Annotated in this window: 18 protein-coding genes; 16 read left to right on the top strand and 2 right to left on the bottom strand. The window is 41.8% G+C overall.

Annotation, left to right across the window (positions count from 1 at the left end):
* Window positions 1-43: 43 nt before the first annotated feature.
* The 14 genes from fliR (at window position 44) to ACJZU6_RS12090 (ending at window position 14657) form a co-directional block, all read left to right on the top strand.
* Window positions 44-826, top strand: a complete 783-nt coding sequence (gene fliR / locus ACJZU6_RS12155) for a flagellar biosynthetic protein FliR (protein ID WP_107275314.1) — start codon at window positions 44-46, stop codon at window positions 824-826.
* An 80-nt stretch (window positions 827-906) separates the two neighbouring features.
* A complete protein-coding gene (gene flhB / locus ACJZU6_RS12150; protein WP_408900341.1) occupies window positions 907-2037 on the top strand; it encodes a flagellar biosynthesis protein FlhB in 1131 nt (376 codons plus the stop codon).
* Window positions 2038-2199: 162 nt separating this feature from the next.
* Window positions 2200-4296, top strand: a complete 2097-nt coding sequence (flhA, locus tag ACJZU6_RS12145; RefSeq protein ID WP_408900340.1) for a flagellar biosynthesis protein FlhA — start codon at window positions 2200-2202, stop codon at window positions 4294-4296.
* A 51-nt stretch (window positions 4297-4347) separates the two neighbouring features.
* Window positions 4348-5976, top strand: a complete 1629-nt coding sequence (flhF, locus tag ACJZU6_RS12140; protein WP_297479244.1) for a flagellar biosynthesis protein FlhF — start codon at window positions 4348-4350, stop codon at window positions 5974-5976.
* Window positions 5969-6859 (top strand): MinD/ParA family protein, encoded by an 891-nt coding sequence (locus ACJZU6_RS12135; protein ID WP_080156958.1) that lies wholly within the window; start codon window positions 5969-5971, stop codon window positions 6857-6859. The genes flhF and ACJZU6_RS12135 overlap by 8 nt, the downstream gene beginning before the upstream one ends.
* On the top strand, window positions 6852-7574 hold the full coding sequence (locus ACJZU6_RS12130) for an RNA polymerase sigma factor FliA (RefSeq protein WP_107275317.1): 723 nt from the start codon (window positions 6852-6854) through the stop codon (window positions 7572-7574). Before ACJZU6_RS12135 ends, ACJZU6_RS12130 begins: the two co-directional genes overlap by 8 nt.
* Window positions 7575-7655: 81 nt before the next feature.
* A complete protein-coding gene (cheY, locus tag ACJZU6_RS12125) occupies window positions 7656-8027 on the top strand; it encodes a chemotaxis response regulator CheY (protein ID WP_080156955.1) in 372 nt (123 codons plus the stop codon).
* Window positions 8028-8058: 31 nt separating this feature from the next.
* Entirely contained in the window at window positions 8059-8778 is a 720-nt protein-coding gene (locus ACJZU6_RS12120; RefSeq protein ID WP_080156953.1) for a protein phosphatase CheZ, read from the top strand.
* Window positions 8779-8787: 9 nt separating this feature from the next.
* On the top strand, window positions 8788-10944 hold the full coding sequence (locus ACJZU6_RS12115) for a chemotaxis protein CheA (protein ID WP_408900339.1): 2157 nt from the start codon (window positions 8788-8790) through the stop codon (window positions 10942-10944).
* A gap of 74 nt (window positions 10945-11018) precedes the next feature.
* The gene (locus ACJZU6_RS12110; RefSeq protein WP_408900338.1) at window positions 11019-12203 is read left to right on the top strand and encodes a chemotaxis response regulator protein-glutamate methylesterase; all 1185 of its coding nucleotides are present in this window, start codon (window positions 11019-11021) and stop codon (window positions 12201-12203) included.
* A gap of 10 nt (window positions 12204-12213) precedes the next feature.
* Window positions 12214-12990: a ParA family protein gene (locus ACJZU6_RS12105; protein WP_080156949.1), complete on the top strand. Its 777-nt coding sequence runs from the start codon at window positions 12214-12216 to the stop codon at window positions 12988-12990.
* A complete protein-coding gene (locus ACJZU6_RS12100; protein WP_408900337.1) occupies window positions 12983-13708 on the top strand; it encodes a chemotaxis protein CheW in 726 nt (241 codons plus the stop codon). Before ACJZU6_RS12105 ends, ACJZU6_RS12100 begins: the two co-directional genes overlap by 8 nt.
* Window positions 13709-13728: 20 nt before the next feature.
* Entirely contained in the window at window positions 13729-14223 is a 495-nt protein-coding gene (locus ACJZU6_RS12095) for a chemotaxis protein CheW (protein ID WP_080156946.1), read from the top strand.
* Complete coding sequence (locus tag ACJZU6_RS12090; RefSeq protein WP_080156945.1) at window positions 14223-14657, top strand: DUF2802 domain-containing protein; 435 nt, start codon at window positions 14223-14225, stop codon at window positions 14655-14657. Before ACJZU6_RS12095 ends, ACJZU6_RS12090 begins: the two co-directional genes overlap by 1 nt.
* Window positions 14658-14678: 21 nt before the next feature.
* Here ACJZU6_RS12090 and ACJZU6_RS12085 read toward each other — a convergent pair whose 3' ends face one another.
* Both ACJZU6_RS12085 and ACJZU6_RS12080 read right to left on the bottom strand, forming a co-directional pair.
* Window positions 14679-14990: an EscU/YscU/HrcU family type III secretion system export apparatus switch protein gene (locus ACJZU6_RS12085; protein ID WP_408900336.1), complete on the bottom strand. Its 312-nt coding sequence runs from the start codon at window positions 14988-14990 to the stop codon at window positions 14679-14681.
* 16 nt (window positions 14991-15006) lie between these two features.
* Window positions 15007-15861 (bottom strand): hypothetical protein, encoded by an 855-nt coding sequence (locus ACJZU6_RS12080; RefSeq protein WP_408900335.1) that lies wholly within the window; start codon window positions 15859-15861, stop codon window positions 15007-15009.
* A gap of 114 nt (window positions 15862-15975) precedes the next feature.
* Between ACJZU6_RS12080 and ccmA the strand changes: the two genes are divergently transcribed.
* Both ccmA and ccmB read left to right on the top strand, forming a co-directional pair.
* Window positions 15976-16623: a cytochrome c biogenesis heme-transporting ATPase CcmA gene (gene ccmA / locus ACJZU6_RS12075; protein ID WP_080156938.1), complete on the top strand. Its 648-nt coding sequence runs from the start codon at window positions 15976-15978 to the stop codon at window positions 16621-16623.
* Window positions 16624-16631: 8 nt separating this feature from the next.
* Complete coding sequence (ccmB, locus tag ACJZU6_RS12070) at window positions 16632-17300, top strand: heme exporter protein CcmB (RefSeq protein ID WP_080156937.1); 669 nt, start codon at window positions 16632-16634, stop codon at window positions 17298-17300.
* Window positions 17301-17375 lie beyond the last annotated feature (75 nt).

Genomic DNA, 17375 nt, shown 5'->3' with positions numbered 1-17375 from the left:
TAGCAGCTCGCCACCGTGTTTGTCTCGTGAGTAGTCACCGTTTATGCACTATACCTCCAGCATATTATTAGAGTGGATTGCCAATTATTTTTGGCCGTTTACTCGTATTTCTTCAATGATGATGGCAATGACCTTTTTTGGGGCGCGTTTTGTGTCACCTAAAATTCGGCTATATCTGGCATTAGCGATCACTTTTACTGTGATGCCAATGCTACCTAAAGTGCCGACTGACATTGAGTTACTTTCTTTGGCCGGGTTTATTGTTACTACTCAACAAATCATTATTGGAGTGGCGATGGGGTTAGTGACCCAGTTTATTACGCAGACTTTTGTATTGTTAGGACAAATTTTAGGCATGCAATCAAGCTTAGGTTTTGCCTCAATGGTGGATCCTGCTAATGGTCAAAATACCCCCGTATTGGGACAATTTTATATGTTTCTGGCGATATTATTGTTCTTAGCCACTGACGGTCATTTGACGATGCTGAATGTGGTGGTGTTGAGTTTTACGACCTTACCTGTGGGCAGCAGTATGTTAGTTGCTGCTGACTATCACCAATTAGCAGGGTGGTTTGGGCATATTTTTAAAGCTGGGGTTGATATGGCGCTGGCTGGTGTTATTGCACTATTAACCGTTAACCTGTCATTTGGCGTGATGACCCGTGCTGCGCCCCAGTTAAATATTTTCTCATTAGGCTTTTCATTTGCGTTGTTACTTGGGCTTGCGATCAGTTGGTTTATTGTGCTGGGGATAGTGCCGCAATATGAGGCTATTTGGCAAACAGGGCTCGATCAAGTTTGTCGTTTAGTTCGGCTAGATTGTTAACCGTAAATTCCGTTCTATAACGGCTTATTGCGCTGCTTATCTTTCTTACATTCACTTTTTTTCACCATGGACGAATCACAATGTCGGATGCTGACGGTCAAGAACGTACCGAAGACGCCACCGCGCGAAAACGCGAGCAGGCGCGAGAAAAAGGTCAAGTACCGCGCTCAAGAGAATTAGCCTCCGTTGCTGTATTGGTTTCCGGTGCAGTGGGTTTAATGTGGTTTGGTGAGGGATTAGGAACCGCATTAGCCAAGGTCATGAGTCGAATGTTTACTCTCAGTCGTGAAGAAGCATTTGATGTTCACTTACTATTTTCAGTGATTTCTACTGCGATATGGCAGGTGTTTTTACCACTGGTTATTATTTTAGTATTTTTATTTACTGCCGCCTTAATTGGAGCAGCAGGGCTCGGTGGCGTGCGTTTTTCTTCTGAAGCGGCAATGCCAAAATTCTCAAAAATGAACCCAATGAGTGGTCTTAAACGCATGTTTGGCAGTCAAAGTTGGGTTGAATTAATTAAATCGATACTTAAGGTTGGGTTAGTTGCCAGTGTGGCTGGATATTTAATTTATTCAAGTTTGAATGACTTTTTTCAGCTCAGTATCGAAATCTTTCCTGCTAATTATTTTCATGCCTTAGATATTCTATTGAATTTTGTATTACTGATCTGTTGTTCGTTGTTGATTGTGGTCGCCATTGATGTGCCTTATCAAATTTGGCATTTTAGCGATCAATTAAAAATGACCAAGCAAGAAATTAAAGACGAATATAAAGACTCAGAGGGAAAACCGGAAGTTAAAGGTCGTATTCGTATGCTACAGCGCGAAATGGCACAACGCCGCATGATGGCGGATGTTCCTCAGGCAGATGTTGTGATCACTAACCCTGAGCACTTTTCTGTGGCATTACGTTATGATCCTCAATTAGACGCCGCGCCAGTCGTCATTGCCAAAGGTGGCGATCATCTAGCACTTAAAATTCGTGAAATTGCCAATAAACACAATATTGATATTGTTCCTGCCGCACCATTAGCACGTGCGATTTACTATACCACTGAATTAGAACAACAAGTGCCTGATGGGTTGTTTGTTGCGGTAGCGCAAGTGCTTGCTTACGTTTTTCAATTAAAAGCTTATCGTCGAGGAAAAGGACAAAGACCTATATTATCGGCAGCTGCAACAGATATTCCATCAGAGCTACGTCATTAATGCAATAAAATGAAGCCTAACAGTATAATTTTACTGTCAAAATAATGGCATAATTATGCGGCATGATAATTGCTTAGTCATAGGCCTTCGTGATGGTTTATGGTTCAGTGTCGATTCATAGCCTCACTTTTATACCAATAATCGTGATTTGATGACAATAGAATGAAGCTTTCAATTCCTTTTGCTACGCGCTTACCGTTAGCGCGTTTACAGAATATGCCCGCTATTGGTGCACCAGTGATGGTGTTAGCCACCTTGGCGATGATTATTCTGCCAATGCCACCATTATTATTGGATATGACGTTTACCTTTAATATTGCGTTGTCATTAGTGGTGTTGTTAGTGACTGTTTACACCCGTCGTCCTCTCGATTTCGCCGCTTTTCCTACCGTATTACTTATTGCCACCTTATTACGTTTAGCCCTTAACGTAGCTTCAACACGGGTGGTGTTATTGCATGGTCATGAAGGTTCTGATGCGGCAGGACAGGTCATTGATGCCTTTGGCTCGGTAGTGATTGGCGGTAACTATGCTGTGGGTTTGGTGGTATTCCTTATCCTTATGATTATCAATTTCATGGTTGTTACCAAAGGTGCTGGGCGTATTTCAGAAGTTAGTGCTCGCTTTACGCTAGATGCGTTACCCGGTAAACAAATGGCGATTGATGCGGATTTAAATGCGGGTCTTATTGATCAAGAGCAAGCACGAACGCGTCGTTTTGAAGTGACCAAAGAAGCGGATTTTTATGGTTCGATGGACGGTGCATCTAAGTTTGTTAAAGGGGATGCGATCGCTGGTATTTTGATTTTGTTTATCAATATTATTGGTGGCTTGATCATTGGTATGACGCAATATGGCTTAGGCTTTATGGAAGCGATGGAGATTTATAGTCTACTCACCATTGGTGATGGCTTAGTCGCACAGATTCCATCGTTGTTGTTGTCTATTGGTGCCGCGATGTTGGTTACTCGTCAAAATACTGACGAGGATATGGGCCAGCAGATGTATTTTCAGATGTTTAATAACCCTCAAGCCTTGATTATTACTGGGGTTATTTTATTTGTAATGGGGATTGTTCCTGGCATGCCCCATGTGCCGTTTTTACTGTTAGCTGCCATTATTGGTGGTGCAGCTTATTGGCGTTATAAGAAAGATAAAATAGCAGCATTAGTTGAAAAAGAACCACCAACACATGCGATGGCGCCAGCGCAGCCAATGAAAGAATTGTCATGGGATGATGTGCAGCCCGTAGATACCATTGGTCTTGAGGTGGGTTATCGACTTATTTCAATGGTAGATAAAGATCAAGGTGGTGAGTTGTTAGAGCGCGTTAAAGGTGTGCGTAAAAAGTTATCTCAAGATTTTGGTTTTCTCGTGCCTCCTGTCCATATTCGTGACAATTTGGAACTCCCTCCTAATAGCTACCGTATCAGCCTAATGGGTGTTACCTGTGGCGAAGCTAATATTCATCCCAACATGGATTTAGCCATAAATCCCGGCCAAGTGTTTGGCAATATTGATGGTGAACGTACGCTCGATCCTGCTTTTGGTTTAGAAGCGGTGTGGATTCAAGTTTCTCAACGTGAACATGCACAAGCGTTAGGTTACACCGTGGTGGATTCTGCCACTGTGCTGGCGACCCATTTAAGTCAATTACTCACTAACCATGCTGCTCAATTACTGGGCCATGAAGAAGTACAAAACTTACTTGAAATGTTAGGGCAATCAACACCGAAATTAGTGGATGGTTTCGTGCCTGATCAATTGCCATTAGGGGCGGTAGTGAAGGTAATGCAAAACTTACTTAATGAAGCGATTCCACTACGAGATATTCGAACCATTGTTCAAACCCTGTCTGAGTACTCTAGTAAGAGTCAAGATCCTGACATTTTAACCGCCGCTGCTCGTATTGGATTAAAACGTTTAATTTGTCAGGAAATCAACGGAATAGAAGCAGAATTACCCGTCATTACTTTAGTCCCTGAGTTGGAACAGATATTGCATCAAACGATGCAGTCTGCTGGGGGGGAGTCATCGGGTATTGAGCCTGGATTAGCCGAGCGTTTACAACGTTCACTAACAGAAGCAACACAACAACAAGAATTAAAAGGTGAACCTGCGGTGTTATTAACCTCCGGTGTTTTACGTTCTACCTTGGCAAAATTTGTCAAAAATACCATTCCGACCTTAAGAGTACTTTCTTATCAAGAAGTGCCCGATGAAAAGCAAATTCGAATTGTTAATGCGGTAGGTCATTAATAATGTTGAAAGTGAACACTAATTTAAGCACTTGCTGATAGGGAACTAAGTTTGAAAATTAAACGATTTTTTGCCAAGGATATGAGAACCGCACTTAGCGAAGTCAAAGAAGAACTTGGCCCTGATGCGGTGATTATGTCAAATAAAAAAGTCTCGGGTGGGGTTGAGATAGTGGCTGCAGTTGATGCAGAAACAAGCCAACCAGTTGCAAAAACAAACCATGCCGTACGTGATGAATTAGAACAAGGTTTAGGCCAAGCAAGGCGAAAACTGGCGGATGATAAAGTTAATGTAACGCCTTCTGTTTCAAAGCAGTTTGCCAGCGTACTGCAAAATTATGCCGCAGCAACAGAGGGGAGCGATAATATGGCCTCAGTGGATTCATTAACTGCCTTGTTGCAACGCCAATCTAAACATCAAACCCAGCATCAGCAACAATCAGCGCTAAATAGCACTAATGAGTTAAGTCGCGATCAAGCTCGACAGCATTATTACCACAGCGAGAGTCATGAACAACAGCGTCAACACGCTAGCACCGACAGACAACGGTCGTTATCTCAGTCGAAACAGGCTCGTCGTTATGATGATTCGGCACAAGATCTCAATGTGGGGAATTATGTTCGTCCATCATCAAAACATTATGAACACGAGACAAATGTTGGGCGTAATGACTATGCTAGTACCGCGCGTAAACCTCGTTTAGATCCGAGTCGTTATGAAGCAAAAAACATCAAAAAAGATGATGAATTAGATGCGATGCGAGCCGATATCGTGTCTATTCGACGTTTATTAGAACATCAATTATCAGGGTTAATGTGGCAAGAAGTTGAACGCCAAGAACCGATGCGGGCGATGATGATCAAACGGCTTGAAAAGATGGGATTATCCGATCAATTAGCTGATCAATTAGCGTGCTATATACCGGAAGATTTGCCTACCAATGAAGCCTGGCCCGCTTTACTTGATTTATTAGCCGATCAATTAGTAACCACAGACGACTGTATTTTAGAAAATGGTGGCGTGGTGGCATTACTTGGCCCGACAGGGGTTGGAAAAACTACCACGGTTGCCAAACTAGCGGCACGAGCTGCGATGGAGTTTGGTCCTCAACAAATAGCGTTAGTGACCACCGATAATTACCGTATTGGCGCCCATGAACAATTGGCCACTTATGGCCGAATTATGGGGTGTCCTGTAAGAGTTGCTAAAGATGCACAGGAACTGGCCGATATACTTCATCAGTTGCGTCATCGTCGATTAGTGCTGCTTGATACCGCCGGTATGGGTCAACGCGACATTCGTTTGTCAGAACAATTAGATACCTTAATGCAAAATAGCGGCGCTAAAATCCGCAGCTATTTAGTGATGCCTGCGACATCCCAACGACGAGTACTACAAGAAACACTTGAACATTTTCGTCGTATTCCATTATCGGGCTGTGTATTAACCAAGTTGGATGAATCGTTGAGTTTAGGTGAAATCATCGGTGTCGCTATTCAAAATGCGTTACCGATTGCCTATTTAGCGGACGGTCAACGGGTTCCTGAAGACTTGAAAGTAGCGACCGGGAATTATCTCGTTTCGCGCGCAAATGAGTTGTTAGAACTAGAACTGTCACAGCAATCTCATCTCTGGTCTAGTGATAGCTCAGATAACATTTCGGCTGATTTTTATGACTGAGAACATCATGTACGATCAAGCGAGTGGTTTACGTCGAATGACCCAATTAACGTCGACGAAGGTCATTACGATTACAGGTGGTAAAGGGGGCGTAGGTAAAACCAATGTCACTCTTAATATGGCAATTTCAATGGCGCGTCAAGGCAAGCGGGTCATGGTACTTGATGCTGATCTTGGATTGGCGAATGTTGATGTAATGCTTGGTTTACGTGCAGGACGCAATCTGTCGCATGTATTGGCGGGAATGTGTGAACTTGAAGACATTATTATCGAAGGCCCTTACGGCGTAAAAATTATACCTTCGGCTTCAGGTACTCAAAATATGGCTGAATTAACCCCGACGCAACATATAGGGTTAATTCGAGCATTCAGCAACTTACAGTATGATATTGATTTTTTCTTAGTTGATACTGCGGCGGGTATTTCAGACATGGTGCTGAGTTTTGCTCGTGCTGCTCAAGACATCATTATTGTGGTTTGTGATGAACCGACTTCGATCACAGATGCATACGCATTAATGAAAATTTTGAGTCGTGAGTATGATATTCAACGGTTTAAGATTGTGGCTAACATGGTACGTAGTTATCGTGAAGGGCGTGATTTATTCATTAAGCTAACTCGAGTAACCGAACGTTTTCTTGATGCTAACCTTGAGCTCGCGGCATGTATTCCACTTGATGACAATGTTCGCCAAGCGGTTAAACGCCAAAAAATAGTGGTCGAAGCATTCCCACACAGCCCGGCGGCATTAGCATTAAATTCATTAGCATCAAAAGCAATGACATGGCCACTTCCGCATCACCCCGGCGGACATTTAGAGTTTTTTGTTGAACGATTGTTGGTGCACAAACCACGAGCCATGGAGGCTACTTTTCGTGAATAAAACGTTAACTTATAGCCGTTACCAACAAAGCCCACAGGCGTTTATTGAGCGTTATTCGACGTTGGTTAAACGAATAGCTCATCACTTAATGGCACGGTTACCACCCAGTGTTTTGGTCGAAGACTTAATTCAATCTGGCATGATTGGCTTATTAGAAGCGCAACAGAATTATGATCCCACTAAAGGGGCTAGTTTTGAAACCTTTGCTGGAATTCGTATTCGTGGTGCGATGCTAGATGATATTCGACGTGGTGATTGGGTACCGCGATCTGTATACAAACATAGTCGGCGTATTAGTGATGCGATTGCAAAACTAGAGCACAGCCTTGGACGAGATCCAACGGACATTGAAATATCACAGTTTCTAGAGATGCCGCTAGAGCAATATCATCAAGCATTAAATGACGTTAATTGTGGCCGTATTGTGGGTATTGCCGATCTTGCTGGTGGTGAAGAAACCATGATGCATGAGGATGATATTGATCAAAATATGCCGTTGCAGAATGTTGTTGATGATAGTTTTCGCCATAGTTTAGCTGCGGCGATAAAAACCTTACCAGAACGTGAAGCCTTGGTGTTATCGCTGTATTACGATGAAGAAATGAATTTAAAAGAAATTGGTGCTGTTATTGGTGTCAGTGAATCACGTATTTGTCAGATTCATAGCCAAGCGATGCAGCGCTTACGAGCTAAATTACAAGCTTGGGCTGCCTAATTTCAATAAAACATAAACCATAATTATTTTATAACTAAGAACAACACAGGTTTCGCTGTGGAGGCAATTTTGAATACAAACATGAAAATTCTTATTGTTGATGATTTTTCAACAATGCGTCGAATTGTAAAAAATTTACTGCGTGATTTAGGGTTTAATAACACAGTAGAAGCAGATGATGGTTTAACAGCACTACCACTATTAAAACGTGGTGATTTTGATTTTGTAGTAACAGATTGGAATATGCCAGGAATGCAAGGTATTGATTTGTTACGTCAGATTCGTGCGGATGAGCAATTAAAGCATTTACCTGTGTTAATGATTACAGCTGAAGCTAAACGTGAGCAAATCATTGAGGCCGCTCAAGCTGGCGTTAATGGTTATATTGTAAAACCGTTTAATGCAGTGACATTAAAAGAAAAACTAGCAAAGATTTTTGAACGATTACAATAGTGATTGTGTTTTGGCATAGGGAAATATAACCATGATTTCATTGGAGCAAGCACAGCAGTTAGTGGTGTTGCTTGAACAAAACCAGCAACAACAAGCCAATACACTCGTGCAAACTTTAGTTGAACGTCATCATGCGCCTATGTATGAGGAAGTTGGAAAAATGACTCGCCAGTTACACGATTCATTGGTGAGTTTTCGGCTGGATCCTCGCTGGAACGATTTAGCGAGAACCGATATTCCTGATGCGCGCGACAGTTTATCTTATGTAATTGATAAAACAGAAGCAGCGGCAAACCGAACTATGGATGCGGTTGAAATAACCTTGCCGATTGCTGAGCAATTACAACAAACATTACATAGCCTGCATCCGCAATGGCAGCGCTTAATGGTGGGGCAAATTGCGTTAACTGATTTTAAACAACTTTGTCATGATATCAATGCGTTACTGCTTCAAGTTGATCAAGATAGCTCACTATTACGAGAGCATTTAACCGATATTTTAATGGCACAAGATTTTCAAGATCTTACTGGGCAAGTCATACGACGAGTGATCACCTTGGTGCATGAAGTTGAAGATCGAATGTTGGATATTCTGCAAGCATTTGGAATAGAACAAGCATCATCTTCTAGCGTAGAGCTGCTGCCATTAGGGGTTACTGCGGAAGGACCTATTATTAATCCTCAGCAACGTAAAGATACGGTTTCATCGCAAGATGATGTTGATGATTTACTTTCAAGTCTTGGATTTTAGAGGGAATTTATGAGTTTTAATTTAGATGAAGATATCCTACAAGACTTTTTGATTGAAGCCGGAGAGATCCTTGAATTATTGTCTGAGCAATTAGTTGAACTTGAACGTAGTCCAGATAATAGTGAATTATTAAATGCTATCTTCCGTGGTTTTCATACCGTAAAAGGTGGCGCAGGTTTTTTATCATTAACTGAGTTAGTTGATGCTTGTCATGGCGCGGAAAACGTCTTTGATTTGCTACGTACGGGTAAGCGTAAAGTGACATCAGAATTGATGGATGTCATTTTAGAAGCGCTAGATTGTATTAATGTGATGTTTGCTCAAGTACAAGAGCATCAACCATTAAGCAAAGCCGATCAAACTTTGTTGGATCAGTTGCATCATTACAGTTTACCGCCAGCAGTTGTTGCAGCGACAGTCGATATTGTTGAAAAGACAATGGCTGAAACCGCTGTGGTTAGTCATCAACCTCTTGCGGCTGCTGCACCGACAAGTGCGATTGCGGCTAATTCTGTTGACGATATCACTCAAGATGAATTTGAACGCTTATTAGATGAATTGCATGGTGTAGGTAATTCACCATCGTCGTCATCAACCGCTGTTATCGCTAATACTGTTACAAGTGTTGAAAGTAATGATATTACCGATGATGAGTTTGAACGTTTATTAGATGAGTTACATGGTAGTGGTAATGCTCCCGGTGCTGGCAATTCTTCAGCTGCAATAACTCTGCCGTCTATTAAAAATGAAAACCTTGCCGTTGTTAACGATGATTTAATGACTGATGATGAATTTGAAAGCTTATTAGATGAATTACATGGTATTGGTTGTGCACCTCAGGTTGATCATGCTGCTAGTGTGAATCAAGCGGTAGTCAGTACACCTGTTATTGAAGCTCCAGTCACTGAAAACCCAGTGTCAGTCGCGCCAATAGTGGTCAGTGAGCCTGTCAATCGTTCACCATTACCAGCAGCTAAAGATAAACCTAAGCCTCAAGCGGAGACAACGGTACGTGTTGATACTTCGACTCTCGATATCATTATGAATATGGTGGGCGAGTTGGTATTGGTGCGTAATCGACTGGTTAGCTTAGGTTTAAATACCACCGATGAAGAAATGTCAAAAGCGGTATCAACATTAGATGTTGTGACTGCGGATCTGCAAGGGGCGGTAATGAAAACTCGCATGCAGCCGATTAAGAAAGTCTTTGGTCGTTTTCCGCGAGTGGTACGTGATTTAGCCCGTAGTCTCAATAAAGAAATTGTGCTTGAGATGGTGGGTGAAGATACCGATCTTGATAAAAACTTGGTGGAAGCACTTGCTGATCCATTAGTACACTTAGTCCGTAACTCAGTTGATCATGGTATTGAAATGCCTGCAGAACGAGAGCTGGCAGGCAAATCGCCAGTGGGTAAAGTGTTATTATCAGCCTCGCAAGAAGGGGATCATATTCGATTAACTATCGCTGATGATGGTAGTGGAATGGATGCCAATAGATTGCGTCAAATCGCGATTGATCGCGGCATGATGGATCACGATGCAGCTTCACGCTTGAGTGATAATGATGCTTATAATCTGATTTTTGCACCGGGTTTTTCAACTAAAAAAGAAATTTCAGATATTTCAGGACGTGGTGTTGGTATGGATGTGGTTAAAACCAGTATCAACCAACTTAATGGCTCAATCGTGATTGATTCTACCTTAGGAAAAGGGACACGTATTGACATTAAGGTACCGTTAACATTAGCGATTCTACCAACATTAATGGTCGGCGTAGCTCAGCAACCTTTTGCCTTGCCGTTAGCAAATGTGAATGAAATTTTCCACTTAGATTTGACTAAAACCCATACCGTTGACGGTCAATTAACCATTATTGTGCGTGATAAAGCGATTCCATTATTTTACTTACAAGATTGGTTATCAAAAAAATCAACAACGAACAAACAACATAATAGTTTTGGTCATGTGGTGATTGTACAAACGGGTCATCAGCGGATCGGGTTTGTAGTTGATAGTTTGATTGGTCAAGAAGAAGTCGTGATTAAACCGTTAGATAAATTGCTCAAAGGAACGCCAGGAATGGCAGGGGCAACCATTACCAGTGATGGTCATATTGCGCTTATTTTAGATGTACCTAATTTATTAAATCATTATGTAAGACGTTAATTATTAACAATGATACCCCGTAAACCGCCAGTGTTTAGGCTTGCGGTGTTGTTTATGTAAAGGAATGAAAACAAATGGCAATAAAGGTGTTAGTTGTTGATGATTCAAGTTTTTTCCGTCGGCGTGTCAGTGAAATTATTAATGCAGACCCTCGATTAACTGTTGTAGGTAATGCAACTAACGGCAAAGAAGCGTGCGAGTTGGTTAAAGCGTTGCAACCTGACGTTATTACGATGGACATTGAAATGCCAGTGATGGATGGAATCACTGCCGTCCGTGAAATAATGAAAATAGCCCCAACACCTATTTTGATGTTTTCTTCTTTAACCCAAGCTGGCGCTAAAGCAACGTTAGATGCTCTGGATGCTGGTGCATTAGATTTCTTACCGAAAAAATTTGAAGATATTGCCCGTAATCGTGATGATGCTGTCGATTTATTACAAAAACGCGTAGCAGAATTAGCAGGTAAGCGGTTTTATTTGCGCCGCAATAGCAGTGTTGCAGCGACAATCAAACCCGTATCTATTCCGTCGGTGCGTCATACCGCAGCGACACCGACTAAGGTAATGGCAACAGCAAACCCCACTGTTACTTCAAGTGTTGGACGTACATTGGCTGGTTCAGCAATAGCGAGTTCGATAATGACGCCATCAATGCCATTTCATTTTCGTGCATCAGGGAAAAAATATCAGTTATTAGCCATTGGTACATCTACGGGGGGCCCGGTTGCTTTACAAAAAATATTAACTCAATTACCGGCTAATTTTCCTCACCCGATTGTGTTAGTGCAACATATGCCCGTGACATTTACCGCCGCTTTTGCCGCTCGATTGAATAACTTATGCCGTATAGAAGTAAAAGAAGCCCAAGATGGCGATATACTACGCGCTGGTGTTGCTTATTTAGCGCCAGGTGGACAGCAGATGATGGTCGATGGACGTAACGTTGGAGCACGGTTACGAATTATTGATGGTGGCGATCGAATGAACTATAAACCTTGTGTTGATGTGACGTTTGGATCAGCGGCAAAAGTGTTTAATGATCGGGTGCTATCGATAGTGCTGACAGGCATGGGTGCTGATGGGCGTGAAGGTGCGCGGATGTTAAAAGCCAATGGATCGACCGTTTGGGCACAAGATGAAGATAGCTGTGTCGTATATGGTATGCCACAAGCAGTTGCTAAAGCTGGCATTTCTAGTCATGATCTTCCCCTCGACCGTATTGCTGAATGTATTTTAATTGAATTAGGTTTGTCGTGAGGAGTTGACGGTGGTTGTTTGGAGTATTGCAAACCAAAAGGGTGGAGTAGGGAAAACGACCACTACCATAGCATTAGCTGGATTATTAAGTGAACAGAACCAACGGGTATTAGTGGTTGATACCGACCCGCATGGTTCATTGACAACATATTTAAATTTTGATGCTGATTATGTACCAGCCAGTTTGTTTGATTTATTTCAACTGCCTGAGATTACGCGTGATGGCGTCAGAGAATTGATTTTAAGCACCACATTTAAAAATATCGATATCATTCCAGCCCATATGTCATTAGCGACTTTAGATCGTTCGATGGGGAACCGCAGTGGCATGGGGTTAGTATTAAAAAAAGCCTTACACAGTGTTGCTGCTGATTATGATTATGTATTAATTGACTGTCCGCCAATTTTAGGGGTGATGATGGTCAATGCATTGGCAGCCAGTGATCGAATTTTAATTCCAGTACAAACGGAATTTTTAGCCATGAAAGGCTTAGAGCGAATGTTGCGTACCTTGCAGATCATGCAGCGTTCTAAGCCATCAGGATTTGATGTCACTATCGTACCAACGATGTATGACAAACGTACTCGTGCATCATTACAAACGTTACAAGACTTAAAAACACGTTACCCAGATCAAGTGTGGATGTCTGCTATTCCTATTGATACTAAGTTCCGTGATGCCAGTATTAAACATATGCCACCGTCATTGTATGCTCATAATTGTCGAGGGGTTTTTGCTTATAAAACCCTCCTGAGTCATTTAACAAGGTTGGCCTACGATGAATAAGAAACCGTTAACCAGTGAACAGGCATTAGACGATTATTTTGGTGATTTGTTGTTAGACGCCGAGCCACAACCTGTGTCTGCTACTCAACCAACAGCCTTTTGTGAACCGGTATCGACACAGCAACTACAACAGTTATTAGATCAAATACCAACACAGGTTGATGTTGAACCTCAAGCTGTGATTGTGATTAATGCAGAACCAGAACCAGAACCAGAACCAGAACCAGAACCAGAACCAGCGGTTGTTACATGGCAACATCTCGGCCAGCAACAGCCATTCCAAGCGCTGTTTTTTGAAGTCAATGGCATGATGTTTGCGGTGGCATTAACCGAGTTAGGTGCCATTTACCAACTTGGAGAACTGAACCATATTGTCGGTCGTCCTGCTTGGTATTTAGGTTTAGCACCGTTACCACAATATCATGTCGATGTGGTTGATACCGCGCGTTGGGTGATGGCCGATAAGCTAACCAATAATGATTATCGCGATAATTATCACTATATGGTGATGTTAGGCAACAGTCAGTGGGGCTTGGCTTGCGATAAATTACATGGCACGCAAACCTTGATGTCAACTGATCTCCGTTGGCGAGAACAAGCGGGTAAACGGCCATGGTTGGCGGGAATGGTAAAACAAAAAATGTGTGCTCTGATCCATGTTGATGCATTAATTCAAATGTTGAATAAAGGCTTAGATGTTAATAGTGGCGCGAGTTGAGGCATTAAAGAGGAAAGACTATGTCCCAAGTAAATATAACGGAAATACAAAAAGATGGCGTTAACGATCACGTCTTGCAATGGGTGACTTTTCAATTAGAAAATGAAACCTATGGCATTAATGTTATGCAAGTGCGAGAAGTGTTACGTTACTCAGATATCGCGCCAGTCCCCGGTGCGCCAGATTACGTGATCGGTATTATTAATTTACGTGGCAATGTTGTTACCGTTATTGATACTCGTGCTCGTTTTGGCTTACAGCGTGGTGATATTTCAGATAGCACGCGTATTGTGATCATTGAAGCGGAAACGCAAGTGATTGGCATTTTAGTCGACAGTGTGGCGGAAGTGGTTTATCTGCGTAACTCTGAAATTGATAGCACCCCTTGTGTTGGTACTGAAGAAAGTGCCAAATTTATTCAAGGTGTGAGCAACCATGATGATCAGTTACTGATATTAGTTGATTTAAACAAACTGTTGTCAGAAGACGAGTGGGATGAGGTCGCATATTTGTAATGGATATAATACTTCAACAATGGTTACCTGTTGCGATTTCAGTGGTGATTGCGATAACGGCGGCGGTATTAATTAACCGTGAACGTCAAGCGCGAAAAGCATTAGAAGTGAAATTTTCAGCTATTGAAAAAGTATTAAAAAATAGCCGGTTACAGCATGAAAGTTTAACGAAACAATTTAATGAGTTACGTACTGGCAGTATTGGTATGAGTAATAAATTGGTTGATATGATTGAGCAGCTGGAACGGGTTGAAGAACGTCAAAATGAGATCGCCATGAATGATTCTGGTGGGCGGTTATACAGCCGTGCCAGCAAGATGGTTGAATTAGGGGCAGATGTTAACGAGTTAATGAAAGAGTGCGACTTGCCAAAAGCAGAAGCAGAATTAATGCTGAGCTTACAAAAAAGTATGCCGCAACATTATCGACGTTAATGCCTCGTTCTAAATATTGAACTATGCCGTAATATCAATATTTTCAAACCCTTCCCATCCCGGAGGGGTTTTGCCGTTTAGATACCATGAAAATGCAATGAGTTCGGCAATAATCAAATACAATTCCTGCGGTATATGATCATTGAGATCAAAACTATTGAGATACTGTGCGAGTATGGGATCTTGATGAATTAAGCCGCCTTGCTGTTTTACTTGCTCAATTATGTGCTGTGCTAATTTATCGTAACCTTTAGCAGCGATATAAGGAGCTTGCTCACCATCATAACGCAGTGCGATAGCTTGTTGAGCATTCGGCGTTGTTTTGTTTGTCATACCATACCTTTTGTTATTACACCTTTATTGAAAGACCAGATACGACAGCTGGCTGATGCTGTTGCTGGGGAGGTGCCAGTTTATATTGGGGTGGTGTGCTATTTATACCTAATTGTTGTAATCGTGAAATTAAATAAGGCGTTCCCCGTTCAATATGATGTAATAACGTTTTATTGGAGCATTCAAAGCATGTACTCAACTGTTGTTGATGCCAACAAGCGATAACATTCATAATATCTATTGCACCAATAGGTAAACTCAATTTGACGGTCCATTGACTATTGTTATTCTTAACAGCATTTGTTTTCTTTTGTGAACGATTGTTTATTTGTAGTAATACTGTTTGGCCGTTGTCTTGCACCCACTGTAGATGGATATTGTTATTATCGGGTGAACGTTGATTTTCAGGTCCTCGTTGTTCACCTGCAAGACGTAACAATGCGCTGAACTCTTGTTGCTGTTCAGGACCCAGTTGGCCCAACCATTGATTAAGTAGGCTTGAGGGCTGTGACAGTTGCTGTAATAAGGTGGCCAAGGTCTGATGACCGGTATTGTGCTGTAACCATGTAATTAATGTTGCTTGGTTATTCGGCAATAATAATTGGTTAAATAACTGTTGAAGTACGTGAGGCGTTGAATGGGGTGACTTAACTGTACCTAAGTTTAACGGAATCAATAAATTTGTAACTAATCGTTGCAAGCTATTCATAGATAATAATAATTGCGGCAGTTGAGATATAAATTTTGAGTGGTTGTTAGCAATTATTGGTAGTGATTCTAAATGTGAAGGTTTAGACGTTACGTTAACTGTTTCAATTGTCGAAAGTTTTTCTAAAAACGCAGGCATATTAGGTAATGTTTTTATTTGCATTTGTTTCACATTTACTTACGTTAGTTAACGATTAAGAAGCTGAGCAGTTTAGTCAATTTGTTAGCCATTGTGGTACTATGCGGCTATTTTGTGACACCTAGGATACATCATTTTATGTTGTCAGTAGCAAATTTGAGCTGTGTTCGTGATGAACGCGTATTATTTGATGAATTAAACTTCACTATTTCAAGTGGTGAGTTAGTTCAAATTGAAGGTCCAAACGGTGCAGGCAAGACGACCTTATTAAGGATTATTGCTGGTTTAGGCTACCCAGATAGTGGTGATGTGCTGTGGTGTAATGAAAATATTGCGACTGCACGTGAGGATTATCATCAAGCTCTATTATTTTTAGGTCACCAAACAGGCGTAAAGCGAGAGCTTACGGCCTTTGAGAACTTGGCTTTTTTTCAGGCAATGCATACCTGTGAACAAGGCTCCGATCTCAAAGGAACACCTAAAGTAAGTGGTGATGATGCACTATGGCAGGCGTTGGCACATGTTGGTTTAGCTGGCCGTGAAGATATTAGTGCCGGACAGCTATCTGCGGGTCAACAACGTCGGGTTGCTTTGGCTCGATTATGGCTAAGTAATCATAAATTATGGGTACTTGATGAGCCATTAACAGCAATAGATAAACAAGGTGTAAAAGTGCTTGAAGCGCTGTTTTTATCCCATGCAGAGCGTGGAGGAATGGTGTTGTTAACCACTCACCAAGACATGTTTGTCGATAGTGACCGTTTAAGAAAAATTAAGCTAGGATAATAACAATAATGCTTAACACCCTTATGCAAATTATTCGTCGTGAGTTGTTAATTGCTTATCGTCGACAAGCGGATATTTTTAATCCGCTGTGGTTTTTTATTATTGTTATTACGTTGTTTCCATTAGGTATTGGCCCTGAGCCTAACTTATTAGCCCGTATCGCCCCAGGTATTATATGGGTAGCTGCATTATTAGCAGCATTGCTGTCGATGGAACGGTTGTTCCGTGATGATTTTTTAGATGGTTCATTAGAGCAAATGTTGCTCATGCCAACGCCATTATCCGTTGCCGCTTTTGCTAAAATGGTCGCGCATTGGTTGTTGACTGGATTACCGTTGATTCTTATTAGCCCGTTATTGGCGATTTTATTGTCACTTAATTTACATACTTGGATCGCGGTGTTATTAACGTTGCTGATTGGTACGCCAACATTGAGCTTTTTGGGCGCAATTGGCATGGCATTAACGGTTGGATTACGAAAAGGTGGCGTTTTATTGAGCTTACTCATACTGCCTTTATATATACCTGTGCTTATATTCGCCACCTCTGCGATTGAGGCGGCAAGTTTAGGCATGGCTTATGATGGCCAATTAGCCATTATGGGCGCGATGTTAGTGGGATCGTTGACCTTAGCTCCTTTTGCTGTTGCCGCAGCACTAAGGATCAGTGTCCATTAACCAATGAATTTTTTCTTTAATGCGTCGGCCTCAAAAGAGGGGTGCGCAGTGAAGAATGCGAGAGTGATGATGTTG

The sequence above is a fragment of the Photobacterium piscicola genome (assembly GCF_046058925.1).
GTDB classification, from domain to species: Bacteria; Pseudomonadota; Gammaproteobacteria; order Enterobacterales; family Vibrionaceae; genus Photobacterium; species Photobacterium piscicola.
This window is presented reverse-complemented; position numbering and strand designations above follow the sequence as displayed.

What these genes read in the sequence shown, in the direction of transcription:
- fliR (WP_107275314.1), top strand. Translation starts at nt 44, where the DNA reads ATGCACTATACCTCCAGCATATTATTAGAGTGGATTGCCAATTATTTT.
- flhB (WP_408900341.1), top strand. Translation starts at nt 907, where the DNA reads ATGTCGGATGCTGACGGTCAAGAACGTACCGAAGACGCCACCGCGCGA.
- flhA (WP_408900340.1), top strand. Translation starts at nt 2,200, where the DNA reads ATGAAGCTTTCAATTCCTTTTGCTACGCGCTTACCGTTAGCGCGTTTA.
- ACJZU6_RS12135 (WP_080156958.1), top strand. Translation starts at nt 5,969, where the DNA reads ATGACTGAGAACATCATGTACGATCAAGCGAGTGGTTTACGTCGAATG.
- cheY (WP_080156955.1), top strand. Translation starts at nt 7,656, where the DNA reads ATGAAAATTCTTATTGTTGATGATTTTTCAACAATGCGTCGAATTGTA.
- ACJZU6_RS12120 (WP_080156953.1), top strand. Translation starts at nt 8,059, where the DNA reads ATGATTTCATTGGAGCAAGCACAGCAGTTAGTGGTGTTGCTTGAACAA.
- ACJZU6_RS12115 (WP_408900339.1), top strand. Translation starts at nt 8,788, where the DNA reads ATGAGTTTTAATTTAGATGAAGATATCCTACAAGACTTTTTGATTGAA.
- ACJZU6_RS12110 (WP_408900338.1), top strand. Translation starts at nt 11,019, where the DNA reads ATGGCAATAAAGGTGTTAGTTGTTGATGATTCAAGTTTTTTCCGTCGG.
- ACJZU6_RS12100 (WP_408900337.1), top strand. Translation starts at nt 12,983, where the DNA reads ATGAATAAGAAACCGTTAACCAGTGAACAGGCATTAGACGATTATTTT.
- ACJZU6_RS12095 (WP_080156946.1), top strand. Translation starts at nt 13,729, where the DNA reads ATGTCCCAAGTAAATATAACGGAAATACAAAAAGATGGCGTTAACGAT.
- ACJZU6_RS12090 (WP_080156945.1), top strand. Translation starts at nt 14,223, where the DNA reads ATGGATATAATACTTCAACAATGGTTACCTGTTGCGATTTCAGTGGTG.
- ACJZU6_RS12085 (WP_408900336.1), bottom strand. Translation starts at nt 14,990, where the DNA reads ATGACAAACAAAACAACGCCGAATGCTCAACAAGCTATCGCACTGCGT.
- ACJZU6_RS12080 (WP_408900335.1), bottom strand. Translation starts at nt 15,861, where the DNA reads ATGCAAATAAAAACATTACCTAATATGCCTGCGTTTTTAGAAAAACTT.
- ccmA (WP_080156938.1), top strand. Translation starts at nt 15,976, where the DNA reads ATGTTGTCAGTAGCAAATTTGAGCTGTGTTCGTGATGAACGCGTATTA.
- ccmB (WP_080156937.1), top strand. Translation starts at nt 16,632, where the DNA reads ATGCTTAACACCCTTATGCAAATTATTCGTCGTGAGTTGTTAATTGCT.